The 17,906-nt window shown below is 35.1% G+C and carries 14 protein-coding genes; 10 read left to right on the forward strand and 4 right to left on the reverse strand.

Annotated features, from left to right (window positions below; translation table 11 throughout):
- Nucleotide 1: 1 nt before the first annotated feature.
- The 3 genes from Q9Q97_RS13415 to Q9Q97_RS13425 all read left to right on the forward strand — a co-directional run bounded on the left by Q9Q97_RS13415 (nt 2) and on the right by Q9Q97_RS13425 (nt 3,254).
- Nucleotides 2-1,384: a HAMP domain-containing sensor histidine kinase gene (locus tag Q9Q97_RS13415; RefSeq protein ID WP_306157847.1), complete on the forward strand. Its 1,383-nt coding sequence runs from the start codon at nt 2-4 to the stop codon at nt 1,382-1,384.
- 83 nt (nt 1,385-1,467) lie between these two features.
- A complete protein-coding gene (locus Q9Q97_RS13420) occupies nt 1,468-2,190 on the forward strand; it encodes a hypothetical protein (protein ID WP_306157849.1) in 723 nt (240 codons plus the stop codon).
- Between the two features lie 116 nt (nt 2,191-2,306).
- Nucleotides 2,307-3,254: a bestrophin family protein gene (locus tag Q9Q97_RS13425; RefSeq protein WP_371878217.1), complete on the forward strand. Its 948-nt coding sequence runs from the start codon at nt 2,307-2,309 to the stop codon at nt 3,252-3,254.
- Nucleotides 3,255-3,413: 159 nt separating this feature from the next.
- Here Q9Q97_RS13425 and Q9Q97_RS13430 read toward each other — a convergent pair whose 3' ends face one another.
- Nucleotides 3,414-4,841 (reverse strand): PLP-dependent aminotransferase family protein, encoded by a 1,428-nt coding sequence (locus Q9Q97_RS13430; protein ID WP_306157852.1) that lies wholly within the window; start codon nt 4,839-4,841, stop codon nt 3,414-3,416.
- A 108-nt stretch (nt 4,842-4,949) separates the two neighbouring features.
- On the opposite strand from Q9Q97_RS13430, the gene Q9Q97_RS13435 reads away from it, so the two are divergent.
- The 6 genes from Q9Q97_RS13435 to Q9Q97_RS13460 all read left to right on the forward strand — a co-directional run bounded on the left by Q9Q97_RS13435 (nt 4,950) and on the right by Q9Q97_RS13460 (nt 14,816).
- Nucleotides 4,950-5,864, forward strand: a complete 915-nt coding sequence (locus Q9Q97_RS13435; RefSeq protein WP_306157854.1) for an EamA family transporter — start codon at nt 4,950-4,952, stop codon at nt 5,862-5,864.
- Between the two features lie 218 nt (nt 5,865-6,082).
- A complete protein-coding gene (locus Q9Q97_RS13440) occupies nt 6,083-8,347 on the forward strand; it encodes an acyl-CoA dehydrogenase (protein WP_306157856.1) in 2,265 nt (754 codons plus the stop codon).
- Nucleotides 8,348-8,558: 211 nt separating this feature from the next.
- Entirely contained in the window at nt 8,559-10,199 is a 1,641-nt protein-coding gene (locus Q9Q97_RS13445) for a DUF6377 domain-containing protein (RefSeq protein WP_306157858.1), read from the forward strand.
- Nucleotides 10,200-10,403: 204 nt separating this feature from the next.
- Entirely contained in the window at nt 10,404-12,620 is a 2,217-nt protein-coding gene (locus Q9Q97_RS13450; RefSeq protein ID WP_306157860.1) for a glycoside hydrolase family 3 C-terminal domain-containing protein, read from the forward strand.
- A gap of 240 nt (nt 12,621-12,860) precedes the next feature.
- Complete coding sequence (locus Q9Q97_RS13455; RefSeq protein WP_306157862.1) at nt 12,861-13,508, forward strand: DUF1349 domain-containing protein; 648 nt, start codon at nt 12,861-12,863, stop codon at nt 13,506-13,508.
- Nucleotides 13,509-13,679: 171 nt separating this feature from the next.
- Entirely contained in the window at nt 13,680-14,816 is a 1,137-nt protein-coding gene (locus Q9Q97_RS13460) for an acyltransferase (RefSeq protein WP_306157864.1), read from the forward strand.
- Between the two features lie 171 nt (nt 14,817-14,987).
- On the opposite strand, the gene Q9Q97_RS13465 is transcribed toward Q9Q97_RS13460, so the two are convergent.
- Together Q9Q97_RS13465 and Q9Q97_RS13470 are read right to left on the reverse strand one after the other, a co-directional pair.
- A complete protein-coding gene (locus tag Q9Q97_RS13465; RefSeq protein WP_306157866.1) occupies nt 14,988-16,094 on the reverse strand; it encodes an NADH:flavin oxidoreductase in 1,107 nt (368 codons plus the stop codon).
- A 7-nt stretch (nt 16,095-16,101) separates the two neighbouring features.
- Entirely contained in the window at nt 16,102-16,404 is a 303-nt protein-coding gene (locus Q9Q97_RS13470) for a helix-turn-helix transcriptional regulator (RefSeq protein ID WP_306157868.1), read from the reverse strand.
- A 291-nt stretch (nt 16,405-16,695) separates the two neighbouring features.
- Between Q9Q97_RS13470 and Q9Q97_RS13475 the strand changes: the two genes are divergently transcribed.
- Entirely contained in the window at nt 16,696-17,184 is a 489-nt protein-coding gene (locus tag Q9Q97_RS13475; RefSeq protein WP_306157869.1) for a TlpA disulfide reductase family protein, read from the forward strand.
- Between the two features lie 305 nt (nt 17,185-17,489).
- Here the strand turns inward: Q9Q97_RS13475 and Q9Q97_RS13480 are convergent, their stop codons facing one another.
- Nucleotides 17,490-17,870, reverse strand: a complete 381-nt coding sequence (locus tag Q9Q97_RS13480) for a hypothetical protein (RefSeq protein WP_306157871.1) — start codon at nt 17,868-17,870, stop codon at nt 17,490-17,492.
- Nucleotides 17,871-17,906: the final 36 nt, after the last annotated feature.

Raw genomic sequence — 17,906 nt, forward strand, 5'->3', positions numbered from 1 at the left:
TATGGATATTAGAAAAAAGATTACTTTTAATTACGTTGCCCTTTCTACCTTTAGTACATCGCTATTGTGCATCATTGTTTTCTTCTTGTTTAGAGAAAACAATCGATATCACTTTTTAAAGCGTCTAGATGATAGGGCAAAAATTGTGTCTTCTATTCATTTTCAAAAAGATCCAGAAAAGATTAAATATTACAAAAACCTTAAAAAGAACGGTCTTGAAGAATTGATCGAAGAGGAAGAGTATGTGCTAAAAATCAATAGTCATAATAGTTTTGATTATAACACAAACCTCAATCTTCCGAATACGTTTTATACCAATATTTTAAAAACAGGAAAAGACTCTTTCGAAAGAGATAATAAGTATTATTTAGGACAGATTTTCCAAGAAAATAATCAGAAATATATTGTCATTGTTGGCGCGAGAGACCGTAAAGGAAAAGATACAACGGTTTATATTGTCAAAATTATGCTTTTTGGCGGAATCGGTTTTGTGATTCTCGCTTTCCTTTTAGGACGATTTTTAGCCAAACGTGTCATAAATCCTGTAGCTAGAATTACAAAAGAAGTAAAAAGAATCAGCGCTTCTAATCTTCATAATCGATTGCCCGAAGTTAAAAATTCAGATGAAATATCCGATTTGACGAATACTTTCAACAATATGTTAGATCGTTTGGAAACTTCTTTCGAAATACAAGCAAACTTTATTAATAATGCTTCTCACGAATTAAAAACGCCAATAACCACCATTATTGCCGAAGCAGAAATTATGCTGCTTAAAGAAAGAGAAAAAGAAGAATATGTAGAATCTTTGCAAAATATATACAGTCAGGCGTCAAAATTAGGAAATCTAACAGAAAGCCTTCTGAAACTAACGCAAACGGGTTATGACGGACAAAAACAAGTGTCTGATGTTGCCCGAATGGACGAATTATTATTAGATGTAAAATCAGATTTGGATAAGATTTATCCGGATAACCGAGTAAGCATTCGACTTAATTTTGCTCCAGAAGATTCTAATTTACTGTTGCTTCCTTGCAATAAACCGCTTTTAGAATTGGCGATCAATAATATTATTACCAATGGCGTAAAATATTCAGATAACAATGAGGTTTTTGTAAGTCTTTCTGCTAATAAAGAAATGATTAAAATCACGATTAACGATATCGGAATCGGAATTCCGCCAGAAGATATTCCGCATTTATACGAACCTTTCTTTAGGGGTAAAATCGCGGCTAAATATATTGGATATGGTTTAGGGCTTCCTCTGGCTTCAAAAATCATTAGAATGCATGACGGTGAACTTCAAGTGCAGTCGGAACAAAACAAAGGAACAATCGTTACGATCACCTTTCAAAAATCCAACATTAAAAAATCTAATGTTTAATTTTAGAAAATTCTAATTTTAGATTAATAAAGGTCTAATTTGCGGATAGTTGTTTTGTAAGTATAAACTAAAAGAGTATACTTATGAAAAATTTTCTTATACCTACAACTTTAAAAGATGATACAATCTCGGCTGTTAAATCTGCGGTAAATCAGTCTAAAAACACGGAATCAGAAATTATTTTAGTATTAGTTTCAGAAGCTCCCGATACTTTTTCTTCTTCAGGATTTTTAAGAGAAATGAAATCTGGGCTTACCAAAAGTCAGGAAGAAGTTCTAGAAACCTGTCGATATATTGTTGACCACACTTCAAATATTAAATTAAAAGTTCACACCCAATACGGACTTTCAGCGCCAATTTTTAAAAGATTGATAGAGGTTTTTGCTGTAAAATTGGTCATTCTTACGCATTCTTATAAACAAGAAACCAAGAGAATTCATCAATATCTGGTGCAATTGGCAGGAAATCAGAAATGTCCGATTCTGCATTTAAGTACAGAAATCAATAAAGAGGTTTTCCATAAAGCGCTTTATGTAGAAAATTCGAGTATGAACATTCATGTAAAAGACGTACAAGAATTTTTAAGCGCCAATTTCTCTTTCGAAATTGTAAGCCAGACAGCCAGTTTTGAAGATAACTACGAAAATGTCGCTCCATTATTATCAGAAGCCATTTCTAAACATAACATCGATATGTTGGTTGAAACCAGAAAAGGCGAAAAAATCAAATTCAAAAAGTCGAAAAAAGAAAACGTCAATGAAAAATTAGGACTTCCGGTTCTTTCATTGTACGAAGAGATGGTTTGAGTCTAAGCTTCTGAGCTTCTGAGGTTCTGAGGCTCTAAGCTTTAATTTTAGCCTTAGAAGCTTAGAAGCTCAGTCCCTTAGCCCCTTTAAAAAAAAATTAATTTAAATCCGAAAATATGTTATTAAAGAAAAGAATACCAATGAAGTACGTTCTCGGGAAAATTAAAGTAGAAATTGCTCTGGTACTGGCTTATACCATACTGTTTGAAATATTTCATCATTATTTTGTTACACTTCCCGTAGATATTCCGATAGCGATTCCGACCATGATCGGAACTATTATTTCCCTGCTATTAGCTTTTAAATCCAATCAGGCCTACGACAGATGGTGGGAAGCCCGAATTGTTTGGGGAGCAGTTGTAAACGATTCGAGAACTTTGATCCGTCAGGTTTTAACGTTTTATGAAGATCCAGATTATTCTATTGAAGCGAGTGAGTTTAAAGAAAAATTTGCAAAAAGACAGATTGCATGGTGTTATAGTTTAGGAGAATCCCTTCGAAAAAGAGATGCCATAAAACCACTCGAAGGTTTGATGAGTGAAGAGGAAATTAATTATATAAAAAACCATCAAAACGTTCCTAATGCCATTCTAATGTTGCATGCGAGAGATTTGAAAAATGCAAAAAATGATAAACGATTCAACATGTATCAGCAAGTTGAAATTGACAATACTTTATCAAGACTTTGTGACGAAATGGGAAAGTGTGAACGAATTAAAAACACCATTTTTCCAACCACTTACAGCATGTACACTAGGTTAACGCTTTGTTTGTTCATTCTGTTATTGCCGTTTGGTTTAACAAGTGTATTAAGTTGGTTTGCCATTCCGTTGATTACGGCAATTGGAGGAGCTTTCTTTTTGATCGAGAGAATGGCGATTCATTTGCAGGATCCGTTCGAGAACAGGCCAAGCGATACGCCAGTTACGGCAATTGCAAACACGATTGAGAAAAATATCAAACAAATGCTGAATGAATATCAGAGCGAATTTGATATTCTAAATGAATTTCACTTAAACGACGAACCTAAGAAAGTCGAAAAAGACGCTTATTTTGTCTTGTAAGGAATTAATTTTGGTCTTCTTTTAATTGTTGGCTGGACAGTGAGTAGTTGCACTGTCCAGTTTTTTTATGTCATTGCGAGGAACGAAGCAATCACGCTAACAATAATACGCAAAGTTTGATTTAGCAAATGAGATTGTTTCGTTCCTCGCAATGACAAATCACGATAACTGCTTCTTAGCAAGCATTCCCAAAGTCTGAATCGCAGTTCTCAATTCATTAGACCACGGCAAACCAAAACTTAATCGCATACAGTTTGAAAACTGATTTTGAAAAGAAAAAATCCTTCCCGGAGCAATACTGATGTTATGTTGTAAAGCCAAATGATAGAAAGCCGCCGTATCAATTTTTTTATCCAATTCTACCCAAAGAAAAAAACCGCCTTGTGGCTGACTCACTTTGGTTCCTGCAGGAAAAGATTCTAAAACGGTATTGATGTAATTGGTACAGTTTCGATTCAGGATCTGGCGAATTTTTCTCAAATGATTTTCATAACGGCCATTTTTCAAGAAATCCCCAACTACTTCGTGTGTAATTGTGGTTGATGAAATGGTATGATACAATTTGGTTCTTAAAATTTCTTTTTTGAATTTTCCTGGCGAAACCCAGCCTACACGATAACCAGGGGCCAAAGTTTTGGAAACCGAACTGCAGCACAAAACAATACCGCTTTCGTCGTAGGTTTTACAATTTGTTGGTCGGCTAGTGCCAAAGTATAAATCGCCATGAATGTCATCTTCAATTAGCGGAACATTATAAAAATCCATTAAACGGACGATCTCTTTTTTGTGCTCATTAGGCAGCATACTTCCCGACGGATTACTGAAATTAGACATCAAAACACAAGCTTTTACTTTATTAGACGAAAGTGTTTTTTTAACCGCGTCGAGTTCAATTCCAGTTGTCATATTGGTTGGAAGTTCCATTACATACAAGCCTAAAGATCTTGCCAGTTGCAGGATTCCAAAATATACCGGACTTTCTGTAATAATAGTATCTCCTGGTTTTGTAAGCGTTAGCAAACAGTCAGAAATAGCCGAAATACAGCCTGGAGTCGTAATAATGTCCTCTTCAGTCAAAGAGCCGCCCCATGTAAACGACCAGCGCGCAATTTCTTTTCGCAAATTGCTGTTTCCTTCAATTTCTTCGTAGCTAGTACCGCTGTTCGGTAATTGGCGCATGGCCTGAACCATTCCTTTATTCAGTTTCGCAATCGGAAGCAATTCGTTAGACGGAAAACCAAGCGAAAGCATAGTAACGTCTTTCGTTCGCATATCGCCGTAAACCAAATCGATTAAATCTTCTCGTTCAATATTTTCAAGGCTTAAGCGAGGTTTACTTGCAGAAGGTTCGGCAATTATCCTAGCCGAAATATTACTCACATAATAGCCCGATTGCGGACGAGATTCTATAAGCGAACGGCTTTCAACTTCGTAATACGCTTTGCTAACCGTACTCATGCTGTAACCCGTTTCTGCGCACACTTCGCGTATAGACGGTAGTTTGTCGCCTACATTTAGAACGCCCGATTTAATTTGCTTTTCGATTCGATCGGCAAATTGAAGATATAAATAGCTCGAATTTTTCATTAGAAAATAAAACTGTTATGCTGCAATTTACAAAAACTGTATCTGTATTGCTGTTTTATTTTTAAGAAATTTGCTTTTTTAAATACAAAACACTTCAAGGACAATTTTGTGAAAACAACAAAATATTACATAGCAGCCATCTCAGCCTTTATTACGTGGGGACTTTTCAGTTTGGTTTTAAAGCCAATACATGAATATCCATCATTAGATATTTTGTTTTTCCGTGTTTTTAGCTGTGCTGTTTTAATGCTTTTAATTGCTTTTCTATTCAAAAGAAAACAGATAAAAGAAACCATTGAGATTTTCAAAGCTTTGCCAAAAGCAGAAAAGAGAAAATCGATTCTGCTTAATATTGGCGGAAGCGCGTTTTTGATGGCAAACTGGTTCACTTTCATTTATGTTGTCAATCACGTTAGCGTAAAAGCGGCTTCATTGGCGTATCTTGTTTGTCCAATCTTGACAACATTGTTGGCTTATTTTATATTACACGAAAAATTGCTCAAAACACAATGGCTTTCTGTTGGATTAAGCATTTCGGGCTGTTTGCTACTTTCTTATAGTGACATAATGGATATGTTTTTCAGTATCATAATTGGTCTAACTTATGCTGCTTATTTAGTAAGCCAGCGCGCCAATAAAGGGTTTGATAAGTTTATAGTTCTTACTTTCCATATCACATTAGCAGCGCTAGTTTTATTGCCTTTTTATCCAGCTTATTCAGGACCGGTTCCAACAGAATTCAAATTTTATTTCTGTATCGAAACGATTGCAATCGTATTTACAATAGTGCCGCTTTTCTTAAACCTGTACGCGCTTTCAGGAATTAATTCGTCAACGGTGGGGATGTTGCTGAATATAAATCCGATGATCGCTTTTGGATTGGCGGCCTTTGTTTTCAAAGAAAATATTACCCCTCTACAAATCACAGCATACGGTATCATTTTTACCGCAGTGTTAGTTTTTAATTCGCATCATATTTTTGCGATAAAGCAAAAAATGACCTCAATATCCAAGGGTTCTTAATTCTTAGTTTTCATATTTTTTATTGGTTTAAAATCGAAAATTATCAGAATCTTAACAGGATGTTTAAACAGGAATGAGTATTTTTCATTCCTGTTTTTTTATGCAAAAAAGCGTAAAAAGAATAGCCACGAATTCACGAATTATTTTAGAAAAAGTAAATAAATAAAAATTAGTGAATTCGTGGCGGAAAAAAAAACTAAAACCGAACCCCTATTGATATGAAAAATACCAAACTTCAAGCCTTTACTCCGTTATTTTATTTAGTGTGGTCAGACGATTTGCTGACGCAGAAAGAATTTTCGACTTTAAAAGATTTTATTCATTCGCTAAGCGTTTTATCAGAAGAAGACAAAGAATATTTGCTTTCTAAAGTCGATATTTCGAATCCGCCTTCGCGAAATGAACTCACACAATGGAAATCAGATATTGAAAAAAGTATTCAGGATACATCAACTATAAAATCGATTTTTGATATTGCAAAAGCACTTTCAGCAGGAGAATTAGATTTAACTCCGATAGAAAAAGATTTTATAAAACTCGAAAATGATTTAGGGATTTTGGGCGAAGAAGCACTTCAAAACTTCAAAACCAAAGCAGGTTCTTTTACAGCCAATTCGCAAACCAATGCCAGTTTTGACATTCAGAAAATCACACAGATTCTAGACGGAAAAGAAGCGACAATTATCGAAAGAGTAAAATCAGTTATTTCGAGACCCGAATTTGCTTATGAAACTTCTACGGATATCAATGTTTTCAGAGAAACCGTTTACAAATGGTGTAAAATCTTAGCCGATGAAAATTTGGGAAGCATGGCTTATCCGAAAGAATATGGCGGTGGAGGAAATATAGAAGATTATTTTGCCATTATGGAAACGTTGAGTTATCACGATTTAAGTTTGGTGATTAAATTTGGCGTTCAGTTTGGACTTTGGGGAATGAGCGTTCAATCTTTAGGAACTGAAAAACATTATGCCAAATATTTAAAAGATATTGGTTCGCTGAAACTTCCAGGCTGTTTTGCCATGACCGAAACCCACCACGGATCAAACGTAAAAGGTTTGGAAACTACAGCAACTTACAATCACGCAAATCAGACTTTTACGATTCATACGCCAAATAAAAATGCACAGAAAGAATATATTGGGAACGCAGCAGTTCACGGACAGGCAGCAACTGTTTTTGCTAAACTAATTATAGACGATCACGATTATGGCGTAAATGCATTTGTGGTTCCGTTGCGAGATCCAAACGGAAATGTTTTACAAGGCATTACAATTGGCGATTGCGGGCATAAAATGGGATTAAATGGAGTAGACAACGGAACAATCAGTTTTGATAATGTCGTGATTCCGAAAGAAAATATGCTAGATCGTTTTGCTTCTGTGAATGAAAAAGGCGAATTTGAAAGTCCGATTCCGAGTGATAATAGACGATTTTTTACGATGTTAGGAACTTTGGTGGGAGGTAGAATCGGAATTCCGCGTTCGGCTTTAGCAGCAGCGAAATCAGGATTAACGATTGCCATTCGCTACAGCGATCAAAGAAGACAATTTGGCCCAGAAGGCGGTTCTGAAGTTCCAATTTTAAATTACAGAATGCATCAGCGCAGATTATTGCCACATTTGGCTAAAACCTATGCCGTTCATTTTGCTTTACAATATTTAACAAATAGATTTTTGAATAGAACCGAAGCCGAAATGCAAGAAATTGAAGCTTTGGCGGCCGGAATGAAATCGTATTCTACTTGGAGTACGAGAGATATTTTGCAGGAATGCAGAGAAGCGTGTGGCGGAAAAGGCTATTTGTCTGAAAACCGAATCGATGCGCTTAAAAACGATACAGAAATCTACACGACTTTTGAAGGCGATAATACGGTTTTGATGCAATTGGTGGCTAAAAATCGTCTGGCAGAATTCAGAAAATCATTTGGAGAAATGGGGTCATTGGGCATTATCAATTATGTTTATGAAAATGCCAAAACAGCGATTGCAGAGAAAAACCCAATTGCAACTCGAAAAACAGACGACGAACATCTTTTAGATGGAGAATTTCATCTTCAAGCATTTGTTCACAGAGAAAAAACAATTTTGGCTTCAGCGGCGAGACGTATCAAAAAATTGATCGATGGCGGATTAGAACCTTATGATGCCTTTAATGTCGTACAGCATCAGATGATAGATGTGGCTCAGGCTTATTTGGAGCGAATTGTTTTAGAGCAATTCCAGATCGGGATTAAAGCGGTTGAAGATGAATCATCAAAAGCGATTTTGACCAAATTGAGTCAATTGTATGCGCTTTCTCAGATTGAAAAAAATAAGGCTTGGTACTTGGAAGACGGTTATATGGAAGCAGTAAAAACTAAAGCAGTCCGCAAAATGGTCAATCAGCTTTGTTGGGACATTCGTCCAGATGCTGTAGCGCTCGTAAATGCGTTTAATATTCCAGAAAGCTGTTTGTCTGCGCCTATTGCCGCGCATTTATAGTTGAAAAAAGAGACTTTTAAGAAATGATTTCGGTTTGGATTTATTTTATTCCGAAATCATTTTATTTATAGCAGATCCAGTTTTGTGATTTGATAATTTATAAATGATATTTAAATCACACCCATTTTTAGTACATTTTAACCGCTATTAAATAATTCATATTTTATATTTTCGCTTTGCTATATTTGTAAATCTTTTATCTAAAATCGCTTTGAAAAAATATTATTTATTTCTGTTTCTTATTATAAACTTTTCGCTTTCTGCAACGGAGGGGACAGATGTTATTTTAAAAGAATTAAATGAGGCGATCAAAAATAAACAGCATTACGTAAAGATTAAAGAAGAACGAATTCTGAATTTCAAGAAAATCAAATCAGATAATCTTACGAAAGAGCAGGAGTACAATTACAACAAAACGTTATATTTTGAATATCAGAAATTAAACTCAGATTCGGCTATTCAATATGTAAAAAAGAATCTCAAGATTGCTGAAGAACTTCAGAATGCAGCACTTTTCAATTTAGCGCAATTACAACTCGTAACGCTTTATTCTTCTTCAGGAAAATACCGTGAGTCTGAAGCCATTTTAAAAAGCATCAACAAGAAAAACTTAGAGCCGTCTTTACTTCCAAATTACTATGTTTCTTATCGCGAGTTTTTTGAGCATTACGCCGCAAACAGTTACAGTGTAGAATATAGAAATCAGATTGGCAAGTATCGAGATTCGTTATTGGGTGTTTTAAATCCGAGTACTTTAGAGTATCAGATTAACAGAATCCAGCAGGATATTTTCAATAGAAAATTTGATAAGCCTAAAAAGCAATTATTGGCTTTATTAGAAAAAACAAAAGAAGAAAGTCCGCAATATGCGATGATTACCTATTTATTAGGAAAAATTGCTGAGGCTACACATGAGATAGAATTACGAAAAAAATACTACGCGCTTTCGGCTACATCAGATATTAAAAATGCCAATAAAGACAATGCTTCGCTTCAAGAATTAGCTTTGGTTTTTTATGAAATTGGCGATGTCGATATGGCGTACAAACTCACGCAATCTGCTATTGAAGACGCTCTTTATTGCAATGTTCAGTTTAGAACTTTGCTCATGTCAGAAGTATATTCGATTATTAATACCGTTTATTTAGAGCGCGAAGCACAAAGAAAAAGCGAATTAAAGGTTTATCTGCTTTGTATTAGTCTGCTTTCGCTGTTTTTGCTTGTTGCGATTATTTACGTGTACAAACAGATGAAAAAGGTTTCGAGAATTAGAACCGAACTTTATGAAACGAGTCAGAAACTGGCAGAATTAAACAAAGATATTACAGAAACCAACAGCCAGCTTCAGGAAAGTAACCTGCAATTGTCTGAATCTAATTTGGTTAAAGAAGAATATATTGCGCATTTCTTCAATCTTTGTTCGACTTACATCAATAAGCTAGAAAATTATCGCATTATCTTAAACAAAAAAGCTACAGCTAAACAATTTGACGAAATTTATAAAATTTTAAAGTCAACTACTTTGGTTGACAATGAGTTAGAAGAATTGTACAAGAACTTCGATATTATCTTTTTAAACTTATATCCCACATTTGTCAAAGACTTCAACGCCTTATTAATTCCAGAAGAACAAATTGTCCTCAAACAAAATGAATTGCTGAATACAGAGCTTAGAATTTTTGCCTTAATCAGACTCGGAATTACAGACAGTGTTAAAATAGCAGCATTTTTACGTTATTCTTTAAGTACAATTTACAACTACCGCACAAGAGCTCGAAATAAGGCTGCAGTTTCGCGAAATGATTTCGAAGAAATGGTCATGAAAATTGGTTCAATGGCTTTGAAAGCATAAATATTTATTTTAAATCTACTACTTTTTTTGGTACTTTAAATTTGTTAAATAATTTAAAATCAATATTTTAGTTTTTTAATTCACTACTTTTTTATATCTAAAAATGTAACGTGAACGATAACGTTTTAGTTTTACAATATGATAAAAAAAGATTTTCGTTAAGAAGATTTCCCTATTATAACTAATGCTTTAATAATTACTGTTATGTTAAAAAACGTTAAAACAATTGTTGTTTTACTTTTACTAAGTTCTTTGGGAGCCAATGCCCAGAACAAAGTTCCTGTTTATCTAGATGATAAAAAACCGATTGAAGAGCGTGTAGAAGATGCGCTTAAGCGAATGACTACCGAAGAGAAAATTGCCATGATTCATGCGCAGTCTAAATTTAGTTCTCCAGGTGTAAAGCGTCTTGGAATTCCAGAAAACTGGATGACCGACGGACCGCACGGAATTCGTACAGAGGTAAAATGGGACGAATGGGATCAAGCCGGATGGACAAACGATTCTTGTATTGCTTTTCCTGCACTTACAGCACTTTCATCAACTTGGAACAAAGAATTAGCTTCTTTATATGGTAAATCTATTGGAGAAGAAGCACGTTTTCGTAACAAAAACGTATTATTAGGGCCTGGTGTAAACATTTACAGAAGCCCATTAAATGGCCGTAACTTTGAGTATATGGGAGAAGATCCGTTTTTGGCTTCAAAAATGGTAGTTCCTTATATCAAAGGAGTTCAAGCAAATGGAGTTGCTGCCTGCGTAAAACACTTCGCATTAAACAATCAAGAAACAAATCGTAACTCGGTTAACGTAATTGTTGACGATCGTGCGTTATACGAAATTTATCTTCCTGCTTTTAAAGCTGCAGTTCAAGAAGGTGATGTTTGGTCTATTATGGGGTCTTACAACAAGTATAAAGGACAGCAATGCTGCCACAACGAATATTTGCTAAACGATATTCTTCGCGGAGAATGGGGTTTCAAAGGAGTTGTAGTTTCAGACTGGGGTGGAGTTAATGATACGAAACAAGCTATTCACAATGGTTTGGATATGGAATTCGGTTCTTGGACAAACGGTCTTTCTTGGGGAACAAGCAATGCTTATGACAACTATTACTTAGCAAAACCATATTCTGAAATGATCAGAAAAGGTGAGGTTGGAACAAAAGAATTAGATCAAAAAGTGCGTCGTATTCTACGTTTATCTTTCTTGACTACAATGGACAGAAATCGTCCTTTTGGATCTTTTGGAACAGAAGAACACGCTTTAGCTGGCCGTAAAATCGCTGAAGAAGGAATCGTTTTATTACAAAACAACAATAATATTTTGCCAATCAATCTTTCTAAAACAAAAAAGATTGCTGTAATTGGAGAAAACGCGATCAAAATGATGACAGTAGGTGGAGGAAGTTCTTCGCTTAAAGCAAGATACGAAATCACACCGCTTGAAGGTTTAAAGAAAAGAATCGGTAACCAAGCTGAAATCGTTTATGCAAGAGGTTATGTTGGAGATCCAACAAGTAACTATAATGGCGTTGTAGCTAAAGTTAGTTTAGAAGAAAAACGTTCTCCTGCAGAATTAACTGCAGAGGCTTTAAAAGTAGCTAAGGATGCAGATATCGTTCTTTTTATTGGAGGTTTGAACAAAAGCCCTAATCAAGATGACGAAGGACACGATCGTAAAGAATTGAACTTGTCTTATGGTCAAGATAAATTAATCAGCGAATTGGCGAAAGTAAATAAAAACATTGTTTTCGTTAATATTTCTGGAAATGCTGTGGCAATGCCGTGGGTTAAAGAAGTTCCAGGAATTGTACAAGGATGGTTTTTAGGAACTGAGGCAGGAAATGCTTTAGCAAATGTTTTGGTTGGAGATGTAAATCCTTCTGGAAAATTATCTTTCACTTTCCCAGTAAAATTAGCTGATAATGGAGCTCACGCTTTAGGAGAGTTTCCGGGTGGAGATGACGTAAAATATAATGAAGGAATTTTTGTGGGTTACCGTTGGGCAGACAAAAACAAAATCAAACCGTTATTCTCTTTTGGTCACGGTTTAAGCTACACGACTTTTGCTTACGGAAAAGTAACAGCAGATAAAAAACAGATTAATGCTGGAGATAAAATTACATTCTCTGTTAATGTGAAAAATACAGGAAGCAGAGAAGGATCTGAAGTAGTGCAATTGTACATTACAGATGTAAAATCTTCATTGCCTCGTCCGATAAAAGAATTAAAAGGTTTTGAGAAAGTAGCTCTTAAAGCTGGAGAAGAAAAAACGGTAACGTTTACAGTGGATAAAACGGCTTTAAGTTTCTTCGACGATAAAAAGCATGACTGGGTTGCAGAACCTGGTGATTTTGAAGCGATTATTGGCGCTTCATCAACAGATATAAAATCTAAAGTGAATTTCTCACTTAAATAGTTTTTATTTCTAAACTTTGGTTGGTTTGTAGAGCTGCAAGTGTAAAAATTTGCAGCTTTATTTTTAATTTAGTTTTTACCATTAAGGAATTAAGAAAATTAAGGTTTGTGTGTAAAAAGATTTTTGGGTATTTAAGTTTCGAGCTTAATGAAACTTAACAAGCTAAAAAGATTTATTTAGTTCCAACTTAATTTTCTTAATCGCTTAATGGTTCAAAAATTATTGTAAAATTTAAATTATATGAAAAAAATTGTACTTGGTATAATGTTGCTTTTTTTAGCACAAAACCTTTCAGCACAGACTTTGAGTAAAATGCAATGGTTTAACGAACCTGAAAAATGGGAAATTAAAAACAATGCATTAATGATGAATGTTACCGCAAATAGCGATTACTGGAGAATTTCGCATTACGGATTCACAGTAGACGATGCTCCGTTTTACTATGCCAATTATGGTGGCGAATTTGAAGCAAAAGTAAAATTGACAGGAAACTACATCGCACGTTTTGACCAAATGGGACTAATGATCCGTATTGATGAGAAGAATTATATTAAAACAGGAGTAGAATTTGTTGACGGAAAATTCAATGTCAGCACCGTTGTAACGCACGATAAAAGTGATTGGAGCGTAACAACTCTAGAAAAAGTGCCTCCTTTTATTTGGATTAAGGCCGTAAGAAGATTAGATGCCGTCGAAATTTTCTATTCTTTTGATGACAAAAACTACATCATGACCAGAAACGCGCCTTTGCAAGATAACGCACCAGTTATGGTGGGTTTAATGGCTGCTTCTCCTGATGGAAAAGGCTTTGAAGCCAAATTTGAAAACTTCACCGTAAAACATTTGCCAGACCAAAGAAGAGCAGAATGGCTGAAGAATCACCAATAGAATTTTAGATTTCTGATTTTAGATTTTAGATTGAATGCTGTAATAAAAATTCCAAATTTTTAAATTCCAAATTCCAAAAAAAAGAGCGTAGCGATTTTTTTGGAAAAATCTAAAATCTAAAATCACCCTTAACTTAACCATCAACCACAAACAATAAACTATCAACAAAAAATGAATATTAAACCAAAAAAGCATTACGAAATTCTGGACGGACTGCGTGGTGTTGCAGCGATTCTAGTAGTTGCATTTCATATTTTTGAAGCTTTTGCAGGCGGAAACCGTTTTGTGCAAATTATCAATCACGGCTATCTTGCTGTTGACTTCTTTTTCCTTTTATCCGGATTTGTTGTGGCGTATGCGTACGACGATCGTTGGGGAAAAATGGGGCAGTGGGAGTTTTACAAACGCCGATTAATCCGTTTACAGCCGATGGTGATTATGGGAATGATCATTGGCGCTATATTTTATTATTTTCAAGCTTCAGATATTTTATTCCCAATGATTGGCGGAATGGAAGTCTGGAAAGTAATTTTAACCATGGTAATTGGATTTACGCTATTGCCAATTCCGCCTTCTTTAGAAATTAGAGGCTGGGGCGAAATGCATCCTTTAAATGGTCCAGCATGGTCGCTTTTCTTCGAATATATTGCAAACATCTTGTACGCCTTAATCTTCCGTAAATTTTCGAATAAAGTATTATCGGTTTTTGTACTAATATTTGCCGGACTATTAATTAATTATACCGTTTTCGGACCAAAAGGAGACGTAATCGGCGGATGGTCATTAAATTTAGAACAATTGAATGTCGGTTTTACGCGTCTATTGTATCCGTTTTTTGCTGGAGTTTTATTGTGCCGTTTAGGAAAATTAATTCACGTAAAAAATGCTTTTTGGATCTGTAGTATTCTAATAACAATTGTTTTAGCCCTACCAAGATTTGGAGATGAAAACAGCCTTTGGATGAATGGTTTATACGAATCAATAGCTATTATTTTTATTTTTCCTCTTATCGTCGCAATTGGAGCAGGAGGAGAGATTAAAAATGAATTCTCGCTTAAAATCTGCAAACTTCTCGGAGATATTTCGTATCCAATCTACATTACACATTATCCATTAATCTATTGGTTTACCGCTTGGGTTGTAGACAACAAAGTGACTATGGCAAATGGATATTTAGAAGGAATCGGAGTTTTGATTGTGAGTATCGTATTGGCATTTGTCTGCTTAAAATTATACGACGAACCAGTTAGAAACTGGCTTGTGAAAAAGTTTCAAACAAGACAAGTTGTTGGGGAAGTGACAAAGTAACAAAGAGACAAAGAAATAGAGAATAAGGCTTTGTAACTTTGGACCGTTGAAAATTATAGATAGTCAAAAGGGATAAACAATTAAGTTTATCCCTTTCTTTTTTCTGTGACAAAGATACAGAGTTGCAAAGTAAAAAAACTTTGCCACTTTGTATCTCTGCAACTTTGTCCCTTACTCTAAAACCAACTGCCCTAAAGCTTCTTTACTGAAACCTTTTAACTCGTCAGTTTTCCCAGCTTTAATTTTAGCAACCCAATTAGGATCTGATAAAAGTGGTCTTCCAACAGCAACTAAATCAAAATCGCCTCTGTCGAAACGTCTGTTTAATTCTTCCAATGAAGTTGGTTCAGAACTTTCTCCTGCAAATGCACCAAAGAAATCGCTTGAAAGTCCAACAGAACCAACCGTAATAGTTGGCGCTCCGGTTACTTTTTTAGCCCATCCTGCAAAGTTCAAATCAGAATCTTCAAATTCTGGTTCCCAAAAACGACGTTGTGAAGCGTGAATAATATCAATACCAGCATCAACAAGAGGTGTAAGCCAAGCTTCTAATTCTTGTGGATTTTTAGCCAATTTATAATTATAATCTGAAGGTTTGAATTGAGAAAAACGCATAATTACAGCAAAGTCATTTCCGACTTGTTTTCTTACTTCTTTGATAACTTCAATAGCAAAACGATTACGTTCTGGCAAAGTTTTTCCTCCGTAAATATCTTCTCGTAAGTTGGTTTCAGCTCTAAAGAATTGGTCAATTAAATAACCGTGTGCACCGTGAATTTCGACCGTGTCAAAACCTAATCTTTTAGCATCGGACGCAGCTTTACCAAAAGCTAGAATAGTATCTTCAATATCTTTTTCGGTCATAGAAACTCCGTTTCTAAAATCAGGACGGTTTAATCCAGACGGACCTTCAAATGGAACTGGTGGAACCCATCCAGAATGATGGTTGTCCATAATTCCCATATGCCAAATCTGCGGTCCCATTTTTCCGCCCGCAACGTGAACTTCGTCAATAACTTTTTTCCATCCGTTTAAAGCTAATTCGCCATGAAAATGCGGCACATTAGCATCGTTAGAAGAAGATTTTCTGTCGATAACAGTTCCTTCAGATAAAATTAAACCAACTTCACCTTCAGCTCTTTTTTGGTAGTAAGCCGCTACATCATCAGTTGGAACTCCATTAGGAGAAAAAGAGCGCGTCATTGGCGCCATTACGATTCGGTTTTTCAGATTTAACGACTTTAAGTTAAATGCCGAAAACAGGTTGTTTGTACTCATAGTAATTTTACAAATTAGATTGAATTAATTTACTAAGTGCTTCAAAGGCACCTTCGTTACGTTTATAATAAGTCCATTGTCCCACACGTTTGGCTTCAATAAAACCAGCGCGTTGTAAAATAGACAGGTATTCGGATACTGTCGATTGTGTTAAACCAGCCTTAGCCTGAATCTGCCCAACGCAGACTCCATGCTCAAATCCGGCATGCTGTAACTGATCGGGAAAGTTAATTTCGGGTTCTTTTAACCATTCCAGCATTTGTAATCTGGATTTGTTCGAAAGTGCTTTAAAAATTTCTATCGTTTCCATGGCGCAAATATATCGACTTTTCCCGATATACCAATTTCCCGATTTGCTTTTTGTGATAATTTTATGATTGTGACAGATTAGTTTAGCATTAAAAACAAAGAAATTTTATATTTGCTATGAGAATTAATCTCGCAAAGTCGCAAAGAGAATTAAACCATATAAGTCATATAAGATAATTTAAGTTTTGCCTAAAATGAACTTATATGACTTATATGGTTAAGAAAAGAACTTAGCGTCTTTGCGACTTTGCGAGATTTAAAAAAACGCCCCAAACAATAACACAATCAAACTATGAAAAAAATCTACTTCGCCTTAACCTTCACATTCTTCAATTTATTAATAAGCAATGCACAAGTCGTAGGAACAGATATTGGCGATATTGCTCCAGAAATCGATCTTCCAGATACAAAAGGAGAAAAAATAGCGCTTTCTTCTTTAAGAGGTTCTTTGGTTTTGGTTGATTTTTGGGCTTCTTGGTGTGGACCTTGCATAAAAGAACAGCCGTTATTAGTAAAACTGCACAATGCTTATCCAGATAAATTATCGATCTACGGCGTTTCTATGGATACCAAAAAGCCATTGTGGACAGGAGCCATTGCAAAAGGAAAATTACCGTGGACAAATGTAAGCGACTTAAAATACTGGACTTCGCCAGTAGTTGGAGATTATATGTTGCAATCTGTTCCGTTGAACTTTTTAGTAGACAAAAACGGAATCATAATAGCGAAAAACATTCACGGACAAGCTTTGGAAGACAAAATCAACAGCTTATTGCAATAGTTATTTAACCGCAAAGTACGCTAAGATTTACGTTAAGTTCGCTATGATTAAATGTAAAGAATCTCGCAAAGTCGCAGAGTCGCAAAGTTTTTTTCTTAAACAAATAAGATATTCAAGTGTGGTTTAAAATGAACTTATATCACTTATATGGTTTAATTTTTCTTTGCGTCTTCGCGTCTTTGCGAGATTAAAAACTTTCGCGTGCTTTGCGTAAATCTTAGCGCTCCTTGCGGTTAAACAAAAAATTCCAATCGAAACCACAGCTTCAATTGGAATTTGGAATTTTAATCTTGGATTTTCCTGTTTTAAGACTCTTTAATAACTTTTTTCACACCTCCAAAACTCGTTTTCAGCATTTCTCTAATCTGAAACTGTGTCTTGGTTCCTGATGCATTTTTCCAATCTTTGAGATCAAAAATATGAATCTGATCTGCGTAAGGATTCGTAAGAAATGAAATTCTCGAAATCGTATATTTATAGTATTTCAGTTCGTGAGACACATGTCGATTTGGAACAACGATTAATATGTTTTCCCAATTCAAAAAGTCTTTCGGAACATCTTTTCTTTCTAATAATCCTAAAGATTCAAAAAAAGCAGTAATCTTCTGATCATTAAGCTTGCTAATCTTATGATCGAGGTTTTTAAAAGTCGTTTGGAGTCTATTTTCGTTAATAATAGTACTCATACTGTAATTGCTTTTTTATGATTTAAATATAAAATT

It is taken from the genome of Flavobacterium sp. DG2-3 (genome assembly GCF_030730925.1).
GTDB lineage: Bacteria > Bacteroidota > Bacteroidia > Flavobacteriales > Flavobacteriaceae > Flavobacterium.

Bases quoted from the DNA above. Each gene is read 5' to 3' on its own strand.
- Q9Q97_RS13415 (WP_306157847.1), top strand. From the start codon at position 2: ATGGATATTAGAAAAAAGATTACTTTTAATTACGTTGCCCTTTCTACC.
- Q9Q97_RS13420 (WP_306157849.1), top strand. From the start codon at position 1,468: ATGAAAAATTTTCTTATACCTACAACTTTAAAAGATGATACAATCTCG.
- Q9Q97_RS13425 (WP_371878217.1), top strand. From the start codon at position 2,307: ATGTTATTAAAGAAAAGAATACCAATGAAGTACGTTCTCGGGAAAATT.
- Q9Q97_RS13430 (WP_306157852.1), bottom strand. From the start codon at position 4,841: ATGAAAAATTCGAGCTATTTATATCTTCAATTTGCCGATCGAATCGAA.
- Q9Q97_RS13440 (WP_306157856.1), top strand. From the start codon at position 6,083: ATGAAAAATACCAAACTTCAAGCCTTTACTCCGTTATTTTATTTAGTG.
- Q9Q97_RS13450 (WP_306157860.1), top strand. From the start codon at position 10,404: ATGTTAAAAAACGTTAAAACAATTGTTGTTTTACTTTTACTAAGTTCT.
- Q9Q97_RS13455 (WP_306157862.1), top strand. From the start codon at position 12,861: ATGAAAAAAATTGTACTTGGTATAATGTTGCTTTTTTTAGCACAAAAC.
- Q9Q97_RS13460 (WP_306157864.1), top strand. From the start codon at position 13,680: ATGAATATTAAACCAAAAAAGCATTACGAAATTCTGGACGGACTGCGT.
- Q9Q97_RS13465 (WP_306157866.1), bottom strand. From the start codon at position 16,094: ATGAGTACAAACAACCTGTTTTCGGCATTTAACTTAAAGTCGTTAAAT.
- Q9Q97_RS13470 (WP_306157868.1), bottom strand. From the start codon at position 16,404: ATGGAAACGATAGAAATTTTTAAAGCACTTTCGAACAAATCCAGATTA.
- Q9Q97_RS13475 (WP_306157869.1), top strand. From the start codon at position 16,696: ATGAAAAAAATCTACTTCGCCTTAACCTTCACATTCTTCAATTTATTA.
- Q9Q97_RS13480 (WP_306157871.1), bottom strand. From the start codon at position 17,870: ATGAGTACTATTATTAACGAAAATAGACTCCAAACGACTTTTAAAAAC.